The sequence below is a fragment of the Priestia sp. VA7 genome (assembly GCF_055710015.1).
The window spans coordinates 63,600-84,179 of the sequence record NZ_JBVQPN010000004.1; the positions used below are offsets into that span (position 1 = coordinate 63,600).

Consider the following 20,580-nt stretch of genomic DNA (forward strand, 5'->3'; position numbering starts at 1 on the left):
AAGTAAACCCGTATGAAATATGGCCAGATTATAAGTAATTATCTATAAGAATAAATTTTTAAAAAACGTTTAAAATTATTTAAATTTATTTACAGGGGGAAGAAATATGACTACTGAACAAAAGATAATTAAGGCACCTCATGGAAAAGAATTAAATACAAAAGGTTGGGTACAAGAGGCTGTTCTTCGTATGTTAATGAACAATTTAGATCCAGAAGTGGCAGAACATCCGGAGAAATTAGTTGTATATGGGGGAATAGGGAAGGCAGCTCGAAATTGGGATGCATTCGATCGTATCGTAGCCACTTTGAAAGATCTAGAAGAGGATGAAACACTATTAGTACAGTCTGGAAAACCAGTAGCTGTTTTTAAAACTCATAAAGATGCACCACGTGTACTTTTAGCTAACTCCAATATTGTTCCGGCCTTTGCAAATTGGGGAAAATTCCATGAACTCGATAAAAAAGGATTAATGATGTATGGGCAAATGACAGCCGGTAGCTGGATTTATATTGGAAGTCAAGGAATTGTACAAGGTACATATGAAACATTTGCTGAATGTGCAAAACAACATTTTAATGGTAGTCTCGAAGGTACCATTACCGTAACAGCTGGATTAGGAGGCATGGGAGGCGCTCAGCCATTAGCAGTTACAATGGCAGGGGGCGTAGTCATTGGAATTGATGTTGACCGAACACGTATTGAAAAACGAATTGAAACACGCTATTGTGACGTTGTGTTAGAAAGCCTAGATGATGCGATTGCCTTAGCACAAGAAGCAAAGGACTCAGGAAAAGCGCTCTCGATTGGTTTGGTTGGAAACGCAGCTGAAGTGCTTCCTCAAATGATTAAACGTGGATTTATTCCAGATATTGTAACGGATCAGACATCTGCGCATGATCCATTAAATGGATATCTTCCAGTAGGCTTTACCTTAGAGCAAGGAGAAGTATTACGTACTGAAAATCCTGAAGAATATGTAAGGAAATCTAAGGCGAGTATGGCTGTTCATGTTCAGGCTATGTTAGATATGCAGAAAGAAGGAGCCATTGCTTTCGACTACGGAAATAATATTCGTCAAGTAGCGTTAGATGAAGGCGTAAAAGACGCGTTCAACTTTCCAGGTTTTGTACCTGCTTATATCCGTCCTCAATTCTGTGAAGGAAAAGGACCTTTCCGTTGGGTAGCTTTATCAGGTGATCCAGAAGATATTTATAAAACAGACGAAGTTATTTTACGTGAATTCTCATATAATACCCATCTTTGTAACTGGATTAAAATGGCGAGAGAAAAAATTGAATTTCAAGGATTACCGGCACGTATCTGTTGGTTAGGATATGGAGAACGTGCACGATTTGGAAAAATTATTAATGAAATGGTTGCATCTGGAGAACTTTCAGCACCTATTGTTATTGGTAGAGATCATTTAGACGCGGGATCTGTTGCTTCACCAAACCGTGAAACAGAAGCGATGAGAGACGGCAGTGATGCTGTAGCAGATTGGCCTATTTTAAATGCACTAGTTAATACAGCCGCAGGGGCAAGTTGGGTATCTGTTCACCATGGTGGTGGCGTAGGCATGGGATATTCTCTTCACGCAGGTATGGTCGTAGTAGCAGATGGTACGGAAGATGCGGCTAAACGTCTTGAACGCGTATTAACAACAGATCCTGGTATGGGCGTAGTTCGTCATTTAGATGCAGGCTATGAATTAGCCATTCAAACTGCCAAAGAAAAGGGCATGAACATTCCAACATTAGACTAAAAGAAAAGGAGTGAGCATTATGTCATGTATTACGTATATTAAATGTGCCTCACAACTGATTACAGTTAGAGGCGGAACTAAAGAACCAAAACGTGCTCAAGATATGTCCGATATCGGTATTATCGAACATGGCAGTGTTGTAGTAGAAAATGGATTGATTACATTTGTTGGATCAGATGTTGAAGCAGAACGCTATGTTCATACTTTGAATGGACATATAAATACGATTGATGCTTCAGGAAAGATTGTTACTCCAGGTCTAATTGATGCTCATACTCACATTGTGTTTGGGGGCAGTCGTGAAAAAGAACTAGAGATGCGATTAAACGGAGCTAAATATATTGATATCCTAAAAGCAGGCGGAGGAATTCTCCAAACAACAACAAGTACAAGAGAAGCTACAGGAGAACAACTGATCCAAGAAACCTCTAAACGCCTGAATCGTTTTCTACAATATGGAGTTACGACGGTTGAAGCGAAAAGTGGATATGGTTTGACACTGGAAGATGAATTGAAACAGCTACGAGCAGCAAAAAAGCTAAACGAAAAACACCCTGTTGATTTAGTTTCTACCTTCATGGGAGCGCATGCTGTTCCAGTTGAATATAAAGAAAACCCAGACGAATTTGTTCGTTTAGTGATAGAGGAAATGATTCCAAGAGTTGCAGAAGAAAATTTAGCTGAGTTTTGCGATGTTTTTTGTGAAGAAGGAGTTTTTACAGTTGAACAGTCGGAGCAAATTCTTGAGGCAGGAAAAGTCTACGGATTAAAGCCAAAAATACATGCAGATGAAATTGTTCAATTTGGCGGTGCAGAACTTGCAGCAAAAGTAGGGGCTGTTTCAGCCGACCATTTATTACAGGTATCTGATGAAGGTATTAAACAAATGGCTAAAAGTGGTGTTATTGCAGTCTTGTTGCCAGGTACAGCGTTCTTTTTAATGGAGAAGCCTGCGAATGCAAGAAAGATGATTGAAGCTGGAGTTCCGGTTGCCCTTTCAACTGATCGTAACCCAGGGTCATCACCTACTGAATCATTACCTTTTATTATGAATCTAGCTTGTCTTACGATGAAGATGACGCCAGCCGAAGTCCTAACAGCATGTACAATTAATGCAGCTCATGCCATTGGAAGAGCTGATGAAGTTGGGAGTATCGAAGTAGGAAAGAAAGGGGACCTTGTTTTATTTGATGCACCAAATTATCAAACGTTGCAATATAACTATGCAGTAAACCTTGTAGATACTGTGATTAAAGAAGGACAAGTGATTGTAGAAGGTGGGGTTTTACGTGACGTACCCGTACCCACAACTTAATCGTCCCTCTTTTCATTGGGGAAGACAGCGTTCAACTGAACCTAAGGTAAGTGATTGGATCGAGACTTTTGAAGGGCAAGATGAAATAGATTTTCAAGCTGTAGATGTAACCGTTTTGGGAGTCCCTCTTTCGAGATCTTCTATTAGTGCCTCAGGAGCAAGTGAAACACCCCTTGCTATGAGACAACTATGGAAATCGTTTAATCCGTATCATATTGAATATGATACGGATTTGACCTCCTTATCGGTTTTAGATTTAGGCGATGTCAAACAGCATGTAACAGATATTTCACTTTCTCATCAGTATATTAAAGAAGCAATGATTTCAATGAGGAAATATCACCCCCATACCCTCCCTATCATGTTAGGGGGAGATCATTCGATTACGGCTATGTTAGTAAAAGGCTGGAAAACATCACATCCAGAACAACGTATAGGAATTCTTCAATTCGATACACATTTTGATTTACGCAGTTTAGAAGATAACGGACCATCAAATGGAACACCCATTCGAAACTTGATTGAGAGTGGTACAATTGAAGGCAAAAACGTTTGGAATATTGGCTTGCATGGGTTTTATAACTCTAAATCTCTCACAGAGTATGCAGATACCCACAAGGTTAATTATGTGACCTTACTTCAAGCTAGAAAAACAGGAATCTCTAATACAGTTGAAAAAGCCTTAGACGATTTAGCTAAGAAAGTGGATGCCATTTATCTTACAGTAGATATGGATGTTCTTGATATCGCTTATGCCCCTGGTGTACCAGCAGGAACTACAGGAGGAATGAGAACGGATGAATTGTTCGAAGCGATATATATTGCTGGCTCACACCCATTAGTCCAAGCGATGGATATTGTATGTTTAGATCCCTTACGTGATAAATCAGGAATGACTATTAAAGCAGGAGTTCATGTATTCTTAAATTTTTTAACAGGCTTTGCAAATAGAAAATAAAATATTAATTTCCTTATCCTTTTGAAAATAACAAATCTCTAGTGATTTGTTATGAAGCTTTCTTTCTCAGGAAGAAAAGTGAAAAAATGAGAGAGGAGAGAAGTAATTGATGAAACACAATTATCGCTACTTTATTATTTTTATGATTGTTATTATAACAATCATAAACTACATAGATAGAGGAGCGCTTTCATACGCTCAAGCTGAAATTATTCAAGAATTCAACTTAAATCCAGTAAGTTGGGGGGCAATTTTGGGGTATTTTGGCTATGGTTATATTTTTGGTGCACTATTTGGAGGAGCGTTGGCAGATAAGAAAGGTCCTAAGTTTATGTGGATTCTTGCTGGCACCACATGGTCTATATTTGAAATTGGGACAATATTTGCTGGTCACTTAGGTGCAACGTTCTTTGGGGGTTCTGCATTAGCTGGTTTTGCGGTATTTCGTGTTTTGTTTGGTCTGGCTGAAGGACCTACTTTATCTACAATGAACCGAACGATGGCAAATTGGGTATCTCCAAAAGAAAAAGGTTTTTCCGTAGCACTTGGCTTAGTTGGAACTCCAATTGGAGCATTGGTCACGGCACCTATTGTAGTGGGTCTTCTCACATTCACTAATTGGAAGATAACATTTATTATTCTTGGCCTATTAGGTTTTATTTGGGTATTAATATGGAGAAAAATATTTACAAATTTACCTGAAGGTCATCCAAGAGTTTCAAAAATTGAACTTCAAAAAATTCGAAGCACAGATAATTTAATAAAAGGTGAATTACAATTAGATAATACAAATCCCCAAAATGTTCCTTGGTATTATTTTTTTAAAAACCCTACATTAGTAATGAACGCTATTGGGTACTTTGCATTTTTGTATGTCAATATCCTATTACTAACTTGGACTCCAAAATATCTGCAAGATGAATTTAATTATTCTTTAGCATCTCTTTCATATATAGGTATGATTCCATGGGTAGGTGCTATTGTTACAGGATTAATAGGAGGGAAAATTTCGGATAAATTACGTGAGAAAACAGGAAATTTGCGTATAGCTAGATCCTGGTTCACAGTAGTCTGCTTATTTTTTACAGCTATTTGTTTTATGCTAATCCCAACGGTTGGAAGCGCGGCCTCAGTGCTTTTATTAATGTGTATAGGTAATGCCTTTAATTACCTACCCAATTCGATCTATTGGACAGTTGTTCTTGATACAGAGCCCAATAAAGCAGGAACTTTTGGGGGAGTAACTCATTTTATTGCAAACCTGGCTACTATTATTGCGCCTACGCTAACAGGAAGTCTTGTTGCGGCACATGGGTATAATGCTATGTTTACTGCTGCTGCCATTGCCGTAATAATTGGAATGGTATCTATGATATTTGTGAAACCAGGACAACGAAGTCATATATCGGATATGCATAATGAGGAAAACATTATATTGTAAGAACTATTATTCTTCTATAGGATAAAAAGTTTTTTAAGGAAAAAGATGGTTAATCTAAGAATTCAAAAAGATAAAAATAATTATAATCATGCTAAAGAGCACTCCTGTTTTTTGAGTACAGAGGTGCTCTTCTACAATAAAATTTGTATGACAATCTTTCAATTAATATGTTATAATTACTAGTAGACCTAACCTTTCTTATACTTTTGCAAAGTATAACTCAAAATCAAAAAAAGTCACCTCACTCTTCAATGCCAATAGAACGAGGTGCTTTTTATTTTATAGTATCGTTTAGTCTTCCTCCGAAATCTTAATTAAAATAGTGATAGCTACTGTTGTCAGAAATATAACCCCTAAAATTATCAATAGATTTGTACTCATATCTCCCATCTACCCTTCTACTCTAATCCTTATAATTTCATTGTAACAAAGGAAATAAGTGAATAGAAAAAAATGAAAGCGTTTTATTTAAGTGTTTTATCATATTAAAATACTTAAATTTTTTAAACCAGATTAACGTATGTAATTTTTTTCTTGAGTAGAGCAAGCTACCTTTTTCTATTTGGAGGTAGCTCTTTTTATTGTAAAGAAGGTCGGGTTTAATTATTTAGTTAACCTAATAGAAACCATAAAAACAAAACATAGAAACGCACCGTTCTCTTATATAGCCCTCATAAGAATACCGGTTTTGATAGACGGAAATGTGGAATATCAAATGTAAGACTATTTTAGCATGAAGGGGAGACAGGTATGTTTGGATGGAGTGATATGCCGAAATTATTATTTTCTTTTTTAATTGTCATTCCACTTGTGTCTGTTATTCACCAGCTGGGGCACTCACTTATGGCTATTATTTTAGGTGGAAGGATCGATTTTACCATTGGACAAGGGAGAACGATTTTTAGATGGAAAAAAATTAAAATAAAATCTATTTATTTTTTGCACTCCTTTTGTATTTACGAAAAATTAAAGTATGATAATCGGTTTACTCATGCTTGTGTTTATGCTGGAGGTACCATAGCTAATTTAGCGTCTATCCTTCTTGTATATGGTTTAATTATGTGGGGTGTTCTCTCAAAGAATCTCTTCTCTTACCAATTTGTTTATTTCTCTATTTATTATATTGTTTTCTCGCTCTTACCCTTTGAATATTCAGAAACGAGTTTAAGCGATGGGCGAGCTATCTATGATGCATTGAGATATGGAAAGATAACGTGTAATCCGGATTAACAAAGGAAAAGTAGCTAATTAAAACTGTACATTCACAACGTATATTAACGCGGCAACGATACTGAAATAGATACTGATTAGTAATCAAGTCGTAATTCTTTAGATACTATGATGCAGCTACTGCAGTAAACTTACCTGTCTACTCAAAAAATAACAAGGAGCTCTTACTGCAGTAGGTAAGGGGTAGATGGTTATATAGGAGGTGCTGGTTTTTTATATGCTGAGGGCTGTCTTAATCGTTTATCTTTTTCATGAAACAGTCGAGAAATGAGAGGGTGTCCTTTTATATACGAGAAAAGCTCTAATCAGGAAAAAAATAACAAGATTAATGAGTTCTAGTGAGGGGTAAAGTTAACTAAACAATTTAGAAGGAGGGAAATATTAATGGAGATTCTATGGATGCTAATTGTAGGTGGAATTATTGGGTGGCTCGCCGGTTTAATTACAGGACGCGACGTTCCTGGAGGTATTATTGGTAATATTATCGCTGGCTTTATTGGTTCTTGGTTAGGCGGCCTTATCTTAGGAAGTTGGGGGCCAGTCATTGGCGGTTTTGCAATCATCCCAGCAATTATTGGATCAATCATTTTAGTATTAATTGTAAGCTTTCTTTTAAGAAAGATGGGTCAAAAAAAGAATCATAGTCATCATGTATAAAAATTGAAAAAACTTAAATTGGAGTGACTAAAAATGAGAGAAGAAAATAATTCTATGCTATATGATTTTGTTGAAGGTAATCAATTTGAACTAGATTCTTATCTTACCTATTTATTCGATCAAATTAATAATGATAGCGAAATTCTGTCAGAAGATTAATGAGATTACAGATATTTTATTATAAAGAAACAGACAAAAAAATAATAAATCAAAATATAGTATAAGCGACCTTATTAACTTTGTTTACGGTATATAGGGTCGCTTATTATTATGGAAAATATTTAAAAATAAAGTGCAGATATGCTTCTTTACTGCAGTAGGTCAGGAGTAAACGGATCTAGAATATGCGCTTTTTTTATAGATTAGGAATTAGCTTCCTCATTTAAACTGAAGTATCTATTACTCAACCTTATTGAACATAAACGAAAGGTTAATATTTAAGTAACAGTTCTTCGTTATTAAAATATCATTCACTTCTATGAGACCTATCTAAATAAAATGTACGCGAAATGAATAATAATTTTCTTGATTTATCTGTTATATATAAATATAATGTAACTGAAGTACGCAAAAAGAGAACATGAAATTAAAAATATACTTTTCGTTATCCTCATTTTTTTGATTCCATTCATTACCTATATACAAGAAAAGTATGTTTATTATAATGAGATTACAGTATGAAGAGATTAAAGGAGATAGCCCAACTTAATGCTATAGTTTCGTTAATTAAGTTACACCTGGAATAAACCCTAAATTCCTTTAGCTTTCGGAGAAGATATGTGTAGTTATTACGATTGAGATTTTTTGAAAGCGATATCATTTCGTTCGAAGAAAAACACTTTAAGAGACTTAATTATTTTAACAAATTATAGAGATATCTAGGGTTATTGCTACCTTATCTCTAGACACTAGATAAAGAAGAAGATATTTCTTTATCTGAAATGAAGGAATAATAGATTAGGATATTTTGTCTAACATTCATATAAATATAAAAGTGACTGTTACTACATTTATATGAATGTTAGACAATAAACAGGATTTCAAAAAGGTTAAAAGGATAATAGAAAATCTCTTTATGAACGATACTATATGCTCAGGTATATAAGGTGAGCAGAAAAAGTGTATTTTTACAATGAAAGTATTGAAAACGCTTTACTGAAGGGGGGAGTTAATTTCAAATCATATGATTACCAGTTATTTTAAAGATTATTCACACATTGGACTTATTTTTAATTATTGTCTTTTTTATAGACGCTAGCCTAAGCATAGGCTCTCTTTAAGTGTTTTAATGAACCAGAAATTGAAAGGGGTTACAACTATGAAGAAATTGGGATTAGCTACACAAATATTTATTGGACTTGCGTTCGGGATTGCTATAGGCGCTATTTTTTATGGAAATAATACAGTGATGGCGATTCTTCAACCTTTAGGGGATATTTTTCTTCACCTAATTAAAATGATTGTTATTCCTATCATTGTATCTGCACTAATCGTATCTATAGCTGGTGTAGGTGATATTAAAAAGTTAGGAAGACTAGGTGGAAAAACCATTCTTTATTTTGAAATTGTTACTACAATTGCATTAGCAGTGGGCTTATTAGCCGCAAATTTATTCCATCCAGGTAGTGGTATAGATATGGGGAACCTAGAGAAAGGTGATATATCCAAATATGAAGAAACATCTAAAACAACTGAGAGTGCAGGTGTAGCAGCTCAAATCGTTCATATTATCCCAACCAATATATTCCAATCTCTGACTGAAGGAAATTTATTAGCGATTATCTTTTTCTCAGTCTTATTTGGCCTAGGAGTTGCAGCAATTGGAGAAAAAGGCAAACCAGTTTTAAACTTTTTTGAAGGCGTACTGGAATCCATGTTTTGGATGACAAACTTAGTTATGAAATTTGCCCCATTTGGCGTATTTGCTTTAATTGGTTTGAATGTGGCGAAGTTTGGAATCGGCTCATTAATTCCTTTAGGAAAGTTAGTACTTGTTATATATCTGACCATGATTTTCTTTGTTTTTGTAGTATTAGGTATTATTGCAAAAATGGCTGGAACGAATGTTTTAGTCCTTATAAAAATCTTAAAAGATGAGTTAATTTTAGCGTTTACAACTGCAAGCTCTGAAGCAGTATTGCCAAGGTTAATGACTAAAATGGAGAACTTTGGTTGTCCAAAAGCTGTCACATCATTTGTTATTCCGACAGGGTATACGTTTAACCTTGATGGATCATCCATTTACCAAGCTATTGCTGCCCTTTTCATCGCACAAATGTATGGCATTCATTTATCTTTCATAGAACAAATTACACTCTTACTTGTGTTGATGTTGACTTCTAAGGGAATGGCAGGTGTTGCAGGAGCATCATTTGTTGTTGTATTAACAACACTGGGATCAATGGGATTACCTCTAGAAGGCATGGCATTCATTGCTGGTATTGATCGTATTTTAGATATGCTTCGTACATCTGTCAACGTAGTAGGTAACGCATTAGCTGCTATTGTAATGTCTAAGTGGGAAGGCGGATTCGATAAAGAAAAAGCAAAGCATTATACAGAGTCTATTAGAAAATCGGACGTAGCATAAAAAATTTCTTTTTATGTAAAGAAGGAGACAATGTTATGGCAAATATAGAAATACCAAAAAAACAAAATGTAAGAATTGAAAAAGATTTCTTAGGAACAAAAGAAGTTCCTACTTATGCTTATTATGGGATTCAAACTTTACGCGCAGTTGAAAACTTCCCAATAACAGGATATCAGATTCACCCAGAGCTTATTAAAGCATTAGGAATCGTTAAAAAGGCTGCTGCTCTTGCTAACATGGAAACAAAAAGGTTATATGATGGGTTGGGTAATGCAATTATTGAAGCAGCAGACGAGGTTATTGAAGGGAAAAGAAACAATCAATTTATTGTTGATCCAATACAGGGTGGTGCGGGGACCTCAATGAATATGAATGCAAATGAGGTTATTGCAAATAGAGCTTTAGAGTTACTTGGTCACAAGAAAGGTTCTTATTCCGATTTAAGCCCTAATAGTCATGTAAACATGTCACAATCCACAAACGACGTATTCCCAACTGCTATCCATATTGCAACGCTTAATCTGTTAAATAAGTTACTGAAAACAATGAATTATATGCACAGTGTATTTCAGAAAAAGGCAGAACAATTTGATTCTATTATAAAGATGGGACGTACTCACCTACAGGATGCGGTTCCAATCCGTCTTGGTCAAGAATTTGAATCATATAGTCGTGTTCTTGAGCGCGATATGAAACGTATTAAGCAATCTTATGGACATTTATATGAGGTTAATATGGGAGCAACTGCAGTTGGGACGGGTTTAAATGCAGATCCACGTTATATCGAAAATGTTGTAAGATATCTAGCAAATATCAGTGGTTTACCACTTAAGAAGGCCAATCATCTTGTAGACGCGACTCAAAATACAGATGCTTATACAGAAGTCTCTGCTAGCTTAAAAGTTTGCATGATTAATATGTCTAAAATTGCGAATGATATCCGATTAATGGCATCTGGTCCTCGTGCTGGATTAGCTGAACTTATATTACCAGCTCGTCAACCTGGTTCATCTATTATGCCTGGAAAGGTCAATCCTGTCATGCCTGAAATGATTAATCAAGTAGCTTTTCAAGTTATAGGTAATGATCATACAATTTGTCTGGCATCGGAAGCAGGTCAACTTGAACTAAATGTGATGGAGCCTGTTCTTGTGTTTAACTTGCTTCAGTCAATCAGTATTATGAATAACGCATTTCACGTCTTCACAGAACATTGTCTAAGAGGCATTGAAGCAAACGAGGGACGTTTAAAAGAGTATGTAGAAAAAAGTGTAGGGATTATTACAGCCGTAAATCCACATATCGGATATGAAGTAGCGGCTCGAATTGCTAGAGAGGCTATTTTAAATGGAAAGTCGGTACGAGAACTATGTTTGCAATATGACGTATTGACTGAGGAGGAGCTGGAATTAATTTTAAATCCCTATGAAATGACGAACCCAGGTATATCTGGTAGCTCTCTTTTTTACAGAAATTAACTTTTAAAAGCGTAATCCATATTAAGTTTACAGTATAAGCCACCTACTTTCGATATCCCTAGGTGGCTTATTTTCTATATACACATCAAGAGATTACGGATTATATGGTGTCAAAGGGGTACTATCACCCTCAAAATATGCAAGAACAGCTAAAGATAGACTTGCAAGCAACTGATACAGCCTTACATCTTCCTCAACAGTAATAATGAGACATATTCATTAGCAAAAAAGCTATCCACTTTATATAGTGGATAGCTTTTTTGCTTTTACCCTTATGATTCGGCTCGAACTCTCTTGTAAAGAGACGTTCCAAACCTACCTACCATTTAACCTTTTGCTAAATCTAATGCTTTATCTGCCTTTTTCAAATCGTGATTTACTTGTTCTTCAACATCGTAGGCATGATACATTTCATTATCAATCATGTATTGAGCGATTTTTTCATGAAGATCGATCGCTTCATCTAATTGTTTTTTTAATACTTTGCGCACTTCTGGTGTTGCCGTTTCTGTAAGCGCTACTGCATACGTTCGTACAACATTTTTCGCTGATAATAATAAATCTGTTGCGATAGCAAGATCATCTAATGTTTTGTTAAGCGTACTTTTAGTAGCCATTCCTCGACCCCTCCTGTTATTGAGCTTTCTTTAAAATTTTTTGTAATTCATCAATTGCCTTAGTAGACGTTTCCACGTCTTCTTCAAGAATCTTTTTTAATTTTTCATCCTCTACCAGCTCCAACATCGCTGTACCTTTCGTTACACATGATGTTTTAAGCGTTAAGATTTCATGGACTTCTAGCGTCTCATGCATAGCTAATTTTTTTGTCATGTCTCAATTCCTCCATGTCATCGTATTTTTTGAAGACCCTATGCGTATAAATCAGTACCTAGCTAAGCTATTTTGTAGAGATTTTAATTGTTAGAATTTTTATTGCTAGCTTTTCCGCCTTTTTCACCAATTTCTCGAAAAAACTCTTTGCTTTGGTTCTTAGATGTAGCCTTTCCACCCTTTTCTCCAATCTCCTGGAAAAACTCCTTATCATGATTTTTAGATGTAGTTTCTCCACCTTTTCGTCCAGCTTCTTCTCTACTCATTTTTTCATTTTCCTTATTCTTTTCCATGTTTGTTTCCTCCTTATGATTTTTTTGACTTGTGAGTTATATTCCTAGCTCACTTCCATTTAAACAAGGATTGGCTAATTTTTTGAATGTTTTAGAAAAAGAACCTGGGGTATTACAAATAGCATAAATGAATCCATTTATATAAACCATTTTCTATATTAGGAGGAGGAACTACTCATGACAAAAAATGTAATAGGTACGTATGATAATGAAGAAGCTATTATCACAGCTATTCAAAACTTAAAAACACAAGGATTTCAGGAGAAGGATCTTTCTCTGGTAACCAGCAAAGATATCGATAAAGAGGAATATTTGGAAGTAGAGAGCAAAGAAGGAATTGACGTAAAGAAGATTGAAACCACAGAACAAACTCATCATGATGAGTCAATTATGGATAAAATTAAACATATGTTTTCACCAAATCATCATCAAGAGACTCATAAAGATAAAGCAAAAGTAGAAAAGCGTTTAATTAACTTAGGTGTCCCTCTTACAGAAGCAGGACCTTATGCAGATGATCTACAAAAAGGAAAAGTATTATTGTTAGTAAGAGCTAATAGAGAGACAAAAACAAATTCTTTCTTAGGAAATAGAGAGAATTCTGCTTTTGCGAAAGGTGACTCTGTTTATGATAAATCATTATATGGAGAACATCGTGAGAATGAAAGAAATGTTCCTGAAAATGCGGAAGAACATATTGAGCTAAAAGAAGAACAATTAAACGTAGATAAAGAACGAGTCCAAACAGGAGAAGTTCAAGTCGATAAGGACGTTCTTCAAAAAGAAGAAACAGTTAATATCCCTGTCGAGCATGATGAAGTGTACGTAGAACGTCGTCCTGTATCTGATAAAAGAACCAATACGCAGATTAGAGAAGATGAAGAGACAGTTCGTATTCCCCTTGAAGAAGAGAAAGTGACCGTATCAAAAGAGCCTGTGGTAACAGAAGAAGTAGTTGTAGGTAAACGACGAAAAGAAAAAAATGAAAAGATATCGGAAACTTTAAAGAAGGAAGAAGTAAATATTAAAAATCAAGAGAGTCCTTTGACATCAAATAATAACGAAACGTTCAATAAATAGGAGAAGAATAAAATTCAGGTTTTTGAGCAGACTAAGATAATAGGAACCTAAATCCCTTATATTCCCTTAAATGTTTGTTTTTAGAAAATCTACTCAGATGAGTAGCTCTTTTTTTAGAATCAAAGCCAATATTAAGTAGCTTACTTAACCTCATTTTATTTTTTAACTCAAATAATTCATCGATAAAAATAAAGAGGTACCCCAGAAACGCTTTATTGGATGAATGCACCATATCTTAAAGTGAGTATCAATGTTTTGAATAGTAGTTAGGTTTTCTATACTCAATAAAAGGGAAAGGTAAAGTTATCTATCACCAAAGGGGAAAACACTATGGATAAAATGACTCAAGAATTACATGATTTTTTATTACAACATGTGAATGAAATGGCTCAAGAGTGGTTAGATTCTCGAGAGATAGAAGAGAATTCTGTTTATACAGCTGATGCTTCTTTAGAGGTAACTGAATACCTTCGAGAACAAAATCACTATTTTACCCGTACGATAGTAAAGGTCCTAAAGGATGGATCTTTTAAAAATCTTAGTGGTTGGGCCCAAGAGATTGCAACCAAACGAGCTCGCTTAGGGAATCCTCTGTATCAAAGTATCCAGCATTTTAAAAAATTCCGTTTCATTTTTCTTAAAAGGGTTGAAGTATTTGTAGATCTCCATCAGTCTAGTATTACGCAAAGAGATATTCTTTTATGGAATAGAACTTTAAACGAAGCATTTGATCGGATGATTGAACTTTTTACCATGTATTATGGGCAAGTAGCAGAGGCGCAAATATATGCTCAAAAAATGCTAATTTCGGAACTTAGTACACCAGTTATCAGTATTTCAGATACAGTTGGTGTCCTTCCCATAATTGGTCAGATTGATGACTATAAGAGCAATAACTTTGTAGAAAAAATTATGGTGCAGGCAAAAGACCTTGAATTGTCTTGCCTAATAATTGATTTATCAGGCGTACCTTCCATTGATACAATGATGACGAATGAATTGTTTCAAGTGGTAACCATGTTAGAATTGCTAGGAATCGATACAACGATCACAGGTATCCGTCCAGAGATCGCTTTAACAGCCGTTCAATTGGGTATAGACTTCAGTAAAATAAGAACCTATGGAAAACTAAAGGACGCAGTAAGTGACCTTTTGCATATAAGGTAAAGGAATTATAGTAGCAGGAAGACTACCAATGGAAGGTAGTCTTCTTGTTGTTGGATAGAAAGCAGAATATTTGACATATCACAGCCCAACTAACTTTTGAAAGACCTTCGTGTCAGTAATTAGTTATAAATGGCTATTCTGTCCGAGCATAAACAAAATTTGATTCATAAAGACTCAGCCTTGCCGTAGATAGGCTTGCGATTGAATGCGGTGGAAAACGGTATCATTCTTTAATAGGGAAAAAATCATATAATTGAAAGAAAGGTGCTTTTTTGAGGAAACGAGGATATAAAGTAATGCGCATCAGTGGTAGCAGCATTGTAAATTGTATACCTTAAGTTCTAAAGAGAGTTAAAAAAACATTAAATAAAAAAAGAAGGGAAAAACAAGCAGCCTTTTCGATTTGTTATGGAAGATGACCGGCCATTCGCATTTGCTGGACTTTGGGATGAATGGGATAAAAATGGTGATCCCCTTTATTCGTGTACAATTATAACCACAATCCCAAATGAAATCACGCAAGAAGTTCATAATAGAATGCCTGTAATTCTTGAAGAAAATGCATATGATGTATGGATGGACTCTAAGATGTATGATATAGAGTATCTTAAATCTCTGCTAATTCCTTTTCCTGCTCAAAAGATGAAATCATACCCTGTATCTACAATTGTTAATTCACCGAAAAATGATGTTGCGGAGTGTCTATTTCCGATTAACAGTTTATAAAGTAATACAGTCCAATTCTCAATGTTGCTAATATATAATTTCCGTACTTCTAGGGGGTTATTACATAAATCCGTGCAGATTGGTAGCAATAATATTGTAAATCGAATGCCTCAAGTTTTAAAAATAAGTCTTTGCAATAAATATAATCTCTCAGCCTGTACTACCTACAAATCTGTCACTGATTCATTTGTACAATTTACTAATATTAAGCTTTTAAGGAGAGAGAAAATGGGAACATTATTCAATCAAATACCCCGAAAACATTATTTTGATAATGATGCTGTTAAATTTCTTGATACAGTAAAAACTCTTGCAAGAGATCATGGTCTGACAGTTGAAGAGACCTGTCGTATTTTAGAATTATCTATGAAAATTGATGATTATGATCGCAAAGATGAGCAATTAGCAGGATTGGGACGATTAATAAAGGATTTGATTGATGAAATTTCTATGCTAAGAGAAAAGTTATAACAGGACAAATTAGAAAAAGGGTTAAAACACAGTCTAACCAAAAAAGAGAAGGTATTTACCCCTCCTTTTTCCGTATCATCTATGCTTAAATACTCTTCTTCATCCCGCATTCTCGACATTCACGTAAGAATACGCCATCCTTTACAGAAATTTTGAAGTAAGCTGAGTTGCAGTTATCGCAACGGCCACTAACTTTATCCGGAAATTCAGCATAGTCGTAAACTTTATCAAGGATGATTTTTTGCTACTCTTTCTCTTCTATATAGTAAGAAAGCAGTCTTTTAATAGTTAAAGGACTGCTTTTTTACTTCATTCTATAATGAAGCTAACTCTTTCTTCTTCGTTCCCATGTGAAAAATAATTTCAAATCTGTATAGCAGAAAGGAATTTGTAGAAAAGCTGTTAGGATTTATTTCCTTTAAATATGATCTTTCTTTTCTCCTGTTTAATCCGTTTTAACCGTAGTTCTATCTTTTTATCTAACGCTCTATACAGTATTTCGCTAGTTGCACATATCAAAAATAAGATTAGAGTAATAATTGCAGCCTTTGGTACATGAAAATAGAAACAAAGTACAACTACAAGCAGGGACATAGCGTAAATGGAGTTGGTTACCCATCTTCTATTTCTATGAGCTTCTAGATTTCTCTCAAGTAATTCTTTTTGCCCTTCTTCTTTTTTTGTATCTTTTAAATGATGGTATGTAGAATTCATCGCTTTTTCTCCTCCATGAAAACTAATTGTAAATTATCTTTGTATTAAATATCCTATATGTTTCAATTAAGGAAAAATATGAGGTTTTTCCTTTTTCATATTATATACGAACGAATGTTCTTTTTCAATAAAAACTCTAAAGTTTTCCCGAATATGGATATTGCCTCTACTTCATCTTTCTACATTTTATGATTTAGGTGTCATTTACATAGTCATCCGTATTAAGTTTTAAATAGAAACCCACTGGGTACATGATATACACAATAAGGATGGAATTAAATGTGAAAAGAAGTTTTCGTTTAATTAAAATTTAAGGAGATGGGAAAATGGAAGCGAGAAAACGAGTTGTAGGGACTTTTCATTCGGAGCAAGAAGCAATACATGCAATTAAGGGGTTAAAAAGTCAGGGATATCGTGAAACAGATATATTGGTAGTAGCAAAGGATAGAAGTAAAACTCTACAGTTAGGAGCCGAGACGAATGTAATGATAGAAGCTGGAACATCAGCTGTAAGTTCGTTGGCAGGTGTGATGATGGATAGCTTTCTTACCATAATGACAGGTGGAATGGCTACTACTACCCAAGCTGGTGGCCTAACTTCAAAACTTATTAGAATGGGCATTCAAAACTTTACTGCAAAACAGTGTGAAATGGATGTAAAAGAAGGGAAAATCCTTATCCTAATTGATGTGGATGAAACTCAAACAATTCCTTCATATACTACGGTTAGGGAGTTGCCATACGAGACAGAGGGGCATAGGTCAGTGCTACTTCGTGAAGAGCAACTTAATGTAAGGAAAGAGCGAGTTCAGACTGGGGAAATACAACTTCGTAAGGGAATTGTAGAAGAACTACGAACTATCAAGGTTCCAGTTATGCGTGAGGAAATCTACGTAGAACGTCGCCCGGTCATAGACTGTCAGTATGATGGTAGCCCATTGACAGAGAACGAGATCATTCGTATTCCTATTATGGAGGAGCGAATTGAAGTAACCAAGAGGCCTGTAGTTGTGGAAGAAGTCATCATTGGTAAGCGTAAAATTCAAGAGATTAAAGAGATGAAAGATACTGTTCTAAAGGAAGAAGCAAAAATTGAACAGTCAGAACTTCCCGCAATTCCTGAACTTGCTGACTCTGAAATCTATCAAAACATGGATAATTACGTAGACCAAAGTTACCAAGAAGTTGCTGCCGCAATTGCCTCTGATGTTCCAAAAGAGGAAAAAGTTAAACTTTCACCCAACAAGAAACAAGAAGCTCAACTTAAAGTGACAACTTCTCCTGTTATCAAAGAGATTGAAGAGGTTACAGCCTCAGTAAACAATCAGAAACCAGAAAGTCATGTTGAAGATGCGGATATTACTACTTCTGAAAAAGGGAAGAATAATGAGAAATCAACAAACAAGCAAAAGAAATAAGTATATCTCCTCTATGGTTTATAGCAGAGAGAATAATTAGGGATATTTAAGGAAGGGCTGCCTAGCTGTATTGGCAGCTTTTTTTATTTTTCTTTAAATTAACATAAGTAATATTTTTAAAATCAAAAAGAATTAAAATAACTCATTAAAATGAGCATAAACAGGTAATAAAATAAAAGAAATGACTTTCATTACTGGAGGTCATTTCTTTTATTCCTAAAAGTCCTGGAGATTATATCAAATTTCAACAGGTATTCTCACTAAATTCTAGAAATATTACTTATCGAAATAACTTAAAAATATTTCCAAATTTGATAAAAGAAGGTGATTAAATGGAACGAAAGAAATTTATTGAATACATTGATAAGTTACTGGAACAATCTGATGCGTGGAGAAAGGATGCGGAGAAAAGAGAAGACTGGAACAGTGCATGTTTTTACCAAGGTGAGGTCAAAGCTTATGAGAAAGTAAAGAGATTGGTTAATCAGCAGTTACATGTATAAATAAAAATTACAACCCTAACTCAGAAATGAGTAGGGTTGTAATTTTTATTTTTCTAGTTTCCATAAGTTTGATTATAGGAAGTAGACTTTTTAATCTATTACTTTGCTAAGAACGTTCATAAAACTACGTGAATTTTAAAGAACGTTCTTAAAATGTTTTTTAATTTGAACGAACGTCGAGAATAATAAATTTTTCATACAAACCCACAGTTCGTAAAAGTATACTTTTGCGAACTTTTTATTATGGCTATCCTTATTAAATTTAATTAGAGGATACTTATCTATAAAGCGATATAATTACTTTAGTTGGATAAATTAATTAGAAAGCGAGGGAAGCACATGGGACTTGATATTGAGATGTACGGTAAAGAAGATCGGTATCTTGATTTTAAAGAAATTGAGGAGTCATTACATGATGCTCTATTTCACACAAATAATAACTGGAGAAGTTATTTGTATTTAAGAAAAATTAGAGATTACTATTTGACTAATGTAGAATTTGATCGAGACGAAATTGATAAATTTATAAAGGATTTAGAGAACATAAAAATATTTATCCCAGGAGATTATGATCCGGCATTGAGCGAATTAATAAAAATATTAAGTAGTCATGAAATCCAAAAAATATCTATAGTAGGAGACTAAAAGAAAATTGGAGGTAATCTATGAAAAACTGGGAACTGAAAGATACCGATCAGTTGGAAAAAGAATCTGATTGGAACGCAGCAAGGGATAAGTTATATCATACTTGGAAAGAAAATTCCCAGGACTTAAAGGTTTTTCTCAAACTTAGCTTTTTGTGTTGGTATTTAGGTGTAGAATGGGGCGTAGAAAACACGAGTAAAGTACAAGAAAGTGATTATGATGACTATGAAGAATTGCTACAGGAACTTTATCATTATGGAATCATTCATTTTAAAGAAGATGCATTTTTTAATGCTGTTTTTGGTTTTATGATTGAGTTGTTTCCAGAATACTTTGGAGAAGATTACGATAAAACGAAAGAGTTCGGTGAATCACTGATTAATAAATCCTTCAATTTGAACAAAGAAGATCCATTTATAGAACTTATTTACCTTTCCGGACGAACTCCATCCAGAAATCCGACTTATAGTAACGCAGTAGAAAAGCATTTTACCACTGTTAAGAACAGCCTCAAAGGAACGGGTGTTTTTCAAGAATATTTTAGCTACATGCTGCTACCTAATGGCAATCAACTTTAGCATCCAATCGAGGAGAAATTATGAAGCCAAAAGACTTACTTAATTTTTATATTAAAACTGATCTCCTTCCTCTCTTAGAGCCTTTGGGCTTCAAATATGCCAAAAGCACACCTAAATTCTCTAGAAAGACAGGGCATTTCAGTTTAAGTTTATCTTTTTGTATTAGTCCGTATAGCTCCCAAGATGAATGCATTTTTTGGACTATGTGGGATGTATCGTCAAATGAATATGGGAAATGGTATGAGCAAACTTGGGGTACTCAGTTAGCTAAAGCTAATAATGTAGTTGTTGCCAGCGCAGATTGGAATATTCCTAATTGGTTAGAAGGTAATGAAGAACATTTTACACTTTACAATAAAAAGTCAGATAAAAAAGAGTTTAGTAAATTTGTTCAAAATGTAATAAATATAGGTATTCCTCATTATGAACAGATTATAGATTGGAATACAGCAGCTGAGATGGCTTTGAATGAGGAAGATGTATTTTATGAAAGAGTATGTGATTTTTATCTAATGGCTAATGAGAAAAAGAAAGCGAAAGATGTTCTTACATATGGTCTCGAACGAGCCACCGATGAAAATTATGAAGATTTAAAGCAAAGAATGGACAAGTATTTTAAAGAGAATTGAGATTAGAGAAAAGGAACGCTCATCATAGAGTGTTCCCTCTTCTTGTATCAATAACGCACATTACGTTAACCCGCATAGTATGGAAGGACTC

General features: G+C 34.7%; 22 protein-coding genes and 1 pseudogene. 18 read left to right on the plus strand and 5 right to left on the minus strand.

The window, feature by feature from the left end; genetic code table 11:
* The first annotated feature begins 106 nt into the window (after positions 1–106).
* The 9 genes from hutU to aspA all read left to right on the plus strand — a co-directional run bounded on the left by hutU (position 107) and on the right by aspA (position 11,434).
* Positions 107–1,765, plus strand: a complete 1,659-nt coding sequence (hutU, locus tag AC0C45_RS18165; protein WP_047934124.1) for a urocanate hydratase — start codon at positions 107–109, stop codon at positions 1,763–1,765.
* A 19-nt stretch (positions 1,766–1,784) separates the two neighbouring features.
* A complete protein-coding gene (gene hutI / locus AC0C45_RS18170; protein WP_237893848.1) occupies positions 1,785–3,080 on the plus strand; it encodes an imidazolonepropionase in 1,296 nt (431 codons plus the stop codon).
* Positions 3,055–4,038 carry an agmatinase family protein gene (locus tag AC0C45_RS18175; protein ID WP_237893849.1) on the plus strand — a complete coding sequence of 328 codons (984 nt, stop codon included), beginning with the start codon at positions 3,055–3,057 and terminating at the stop codon, positions 4,036–4,038. Before hutI ends, AC0C45_RS18175 begins: the two co-directional genes overlap by 26 nt.
* Before the next feature lie 109 nt (positions 4,039–4,147).
* Positions 4,148–5,479 carry an MFS transporter gene (locus tag AC0C45_RS18180; protein WP_257064408.1) on the plus strand — a complete coding sequence of 444 codons (1,332 nt, stop codon included), beginning with the start codon at positions 4,148–4,150 and terminating at the stop codon, positions 5,477–5,479.
* 750 nt (positions 5,480–6,229) lie between these two features.
* Positions 6,230–6,709, plus strand: a complete 480-nt coding sequence (locus AC0C45_RS18185) for a site-2 protease family protein (protein WP_171777400.1) — start codon at positions 6,230–6,232, stop codon at positions 6,707–6,709.
* Between the two features lie 384 nt (positions 6,710–7,093).
* Positions 7,094–7,366 carry a GlsB/YeaQ/YmgE family stress response membrane protein gene (locus AC0C45_RS18190; RefSeq protein ID WP_016763729.1) on the plus strand — a complete coding sequence of 91 codons (273 nt, stop codon included), beginning with the start codon at positions 7,094–7,096 and terminating at the stop codon, positions 7,364–7,366.
* Positions 7,367–7,399: 33 nt separating this feature from the next.
* Positions 7,400–7,525, plus strand: coding sequence for a hypothetical protein (locus AC0C45_RS18195; RefSeq protein ID WP_255219823.1), 126 nt, complete (start codon positions 7,400–7,402; stop codon positions 7,523–7,525).
* A gap of 1,159 nt (positions 7,526–8,684) precedes the next feature.
* Positions 8,685–9,956 (plus strand): cation:dicarboxylate symporter family transporter, encoded by a 1,272-nt coding sequence (locus tag AC0C45_RS18200; protein WP_237893851.1) that lies wholly within the window; start codon positions 8,685–8,687, stop codon positions 9,954–9,956.
* 35 nt (positions 9,957–9,991) lie between these two features.
* On the plus strand, positions 9,992–11,434 hold the full coding sequence (aspA, locus tag AC0C45_RS18205) for an aspartate ammonia-lyase (RefSeq protein ID WP_128820942.1): 1,443 nt from the start codon (positions 9,992–9,994) through the stop codon (positions 11,432–11,434).
* Positions 11,435–11,760: 326 nt separating this feature from the next.
* Here the strand turns inward: aspA and AC0C45_RS18210 are convergent, their stop codons facing one another.
* From AC0C45_RS18210 to AC0C45_RS18220, 3 genes and pseudogenes are all read right to left on the minus strand, one after another.
* Positions 11,761–12,051, minus strand: coding sequence for a spore coat protein (locus AC0C45_RS18210; protein ID WP_257064402.1), 291 nt, complete (start codon positions 12,049–12,051; stop codon positions 11,761–11,763).
* A 16-nt stretch (positions 12,052–12,067) separates the two neighbouring features.
* Positions 12,068–12,265: a hypothetical protein gene (locus AC0C45_RS18215; RefSeq protein WP_013082684.1), complete on the minus strand. Its 198-nt coding sequence runs from the start codon at positions 12,263–12,265 to the stop codon at positions 12,068–12,070.
* Positions 12,266–12,360: 95 nt separating this feature from the next.
* A pseudogene (locus AC0C45_RS18220) lies at positions 12,361–12,558 on the minus strand (KGG domain-containing protein); the annotation flags it as partial.
* Positions 12,559–12,735: 177 nt separating this feature from the next.
* Between AC0C45_RS18220 and AC0C45_RS18225 the strand changes: the two are divergent.
* From AC0C45_RS18225 to AC0C45_RS18240, 4 genes are all read left to right on the plus strand, one after another.
* Complete coding sequence (locus tag AC0C45_RS18225; protein ID WP_237893852.1) at positions 12,736–13,638, plus strand: YsnF/AvaK domain-containing protein; 903 nt, start codon at positions 12,736–12,738, stop codon at positions 13,636–13,638.
* A 330-nt stretch (positions 13,639–13,968) separates the two neighbouring features.
* Positions 13,969–14,805: an STAS domain-containing protein gene (locus AC0C45_RS18230; RefSeq protein ID WP_171777399.1), complete on the plus strand. Its 837-nt coding sequence runs from the start codon at positions 13,969–13,971 to the stop codon at positions 14,803–14,805.
* Between the two features lie 366 nt (positions 14,806–15,171).
* Positions 15,172–15,531: an SOS response-associated peptidase gene (locus AC0C45_RS18235; RefSeq protein WP_257064447.1), complete on the plus strand. Its 360-nt coding sequence runs from the start codon at positions 15,172–15,174 to the stop codon at positions 15,529–15,531.
* Between the two features lie 228 nt (positions 15,532–15,759).
* A complete protein-coding gene (locus AC0C45_RS18240; RefSeq protein WP_016763737.1) occupies positions 15,760–16,002 on the plus strand; it encodes a hypothetical protein in 243 nt (80 codons plus the stop codon).
* A gap of 85 nt (positions 16,003–16,087) precedes the next feature.
* Here AC0C45_RS18240 and AC0C45_RS18245 read toward each other — a convergent pair whose 3' ends face one another.
* Both AC0C45_RS18245 and AC0C45_RS18250 read right to left on the minus strand, forming a co-directional pair.
* A complete protein-coding gene (locus AC0C45_RS18245) occupies positions 16,088–16,240 on the minus strand; it encodes a DUF8096 family protein (protein WP_087944160.1) in 153 nt (50 codons plus the stop codon).
* 164 nt (positions 16,241–16,404) lie between these two features.
* On the minus strand, positions 16,405–16,716 hold the full coding sequence (locus AC0C45_RS18250; RefSeq protein WP_047933679.1) for a hypothetical protein: 312 nt from the start codon (positions 16,714–16,716) through the stop codon (positions 16,405–16,407).
* 326 nt (positions 16,717–17,042) lie between these two features.
* On the opposite strand from AC0C45_RS18250, the gene AC0C45_RS18255 reads away from it, so the two are divergent.
* The 5 genes from AC0C45_RS18255 (at position 17,043) to AC0C45_RS18275 (ending at position 20,489) form a co-directional block, all read left to right on the plus strand.
* Positions 17,043–18,134 carry a YsnF/AvaK domain-containing protein gene (locus AC0C45_RS18255; RefSeq protein WP_237893854.1) on the plus strand — a complete coding sequence of 364 codons (1,092 nt, stop codon included), beginning with the start codon at positions 17,043–17,045 and terminating at the stop codon, positions 18,132–18,134.
* A gap of 332 nt (positions 18,135–18,466) precedes the next feature.
* Positions 18,467–18,637, plus strand: coding sequence for a hypothetical protein (locus AC0C45_RS18260; RefSeq protein ID WP_016763740.1), 171 nt, complete (start codon positions 18,467–18,469; stop codon positions 18,635–18,637).
* Positions 18,638–18,976: 339 nt separating this feature from the next.
* Positions 18,977–19,282 carry a hypothetical protein gene (locus AC0C45_RS18265; protein WP_047933677.1) on the plus strand — a complete coding sequence of 102 codons (306 nt, stop codon included), beginning with the start codon at positions 18,977–18,979 and terminating at the stop codon, positions 19,280–19,282.
* A 20-nt stretch (positions 19,283–19,302) separates the two neighbouring features.
* Positions 19,303–19,860: a hypothetical protein gene (locus tag AC0C45_RS18270; RefSeq protein WP_171777397.1), complete on the plus strand. Its 558-nt coding sequence runs from the start codon at positions 19,303–19,305 to the stop codon at positions 19,858–19,860.
* A 20-nt stretch (positions 19,861–19,880) separates the two neighbouring features.
* Positions 19,881–20,489: a hypothetical protein gene (locus AC0C45_RS18275; RefSeq protein WP_171777396.1), complete on the plus strand. Its 609-nt coding sequence runs from the start codon at positions 19,881–19,883 to the stop codon at positions 20,487–20,489.
* Positions 20,490–20,580 lie beyond the last annotated feature (91 nt).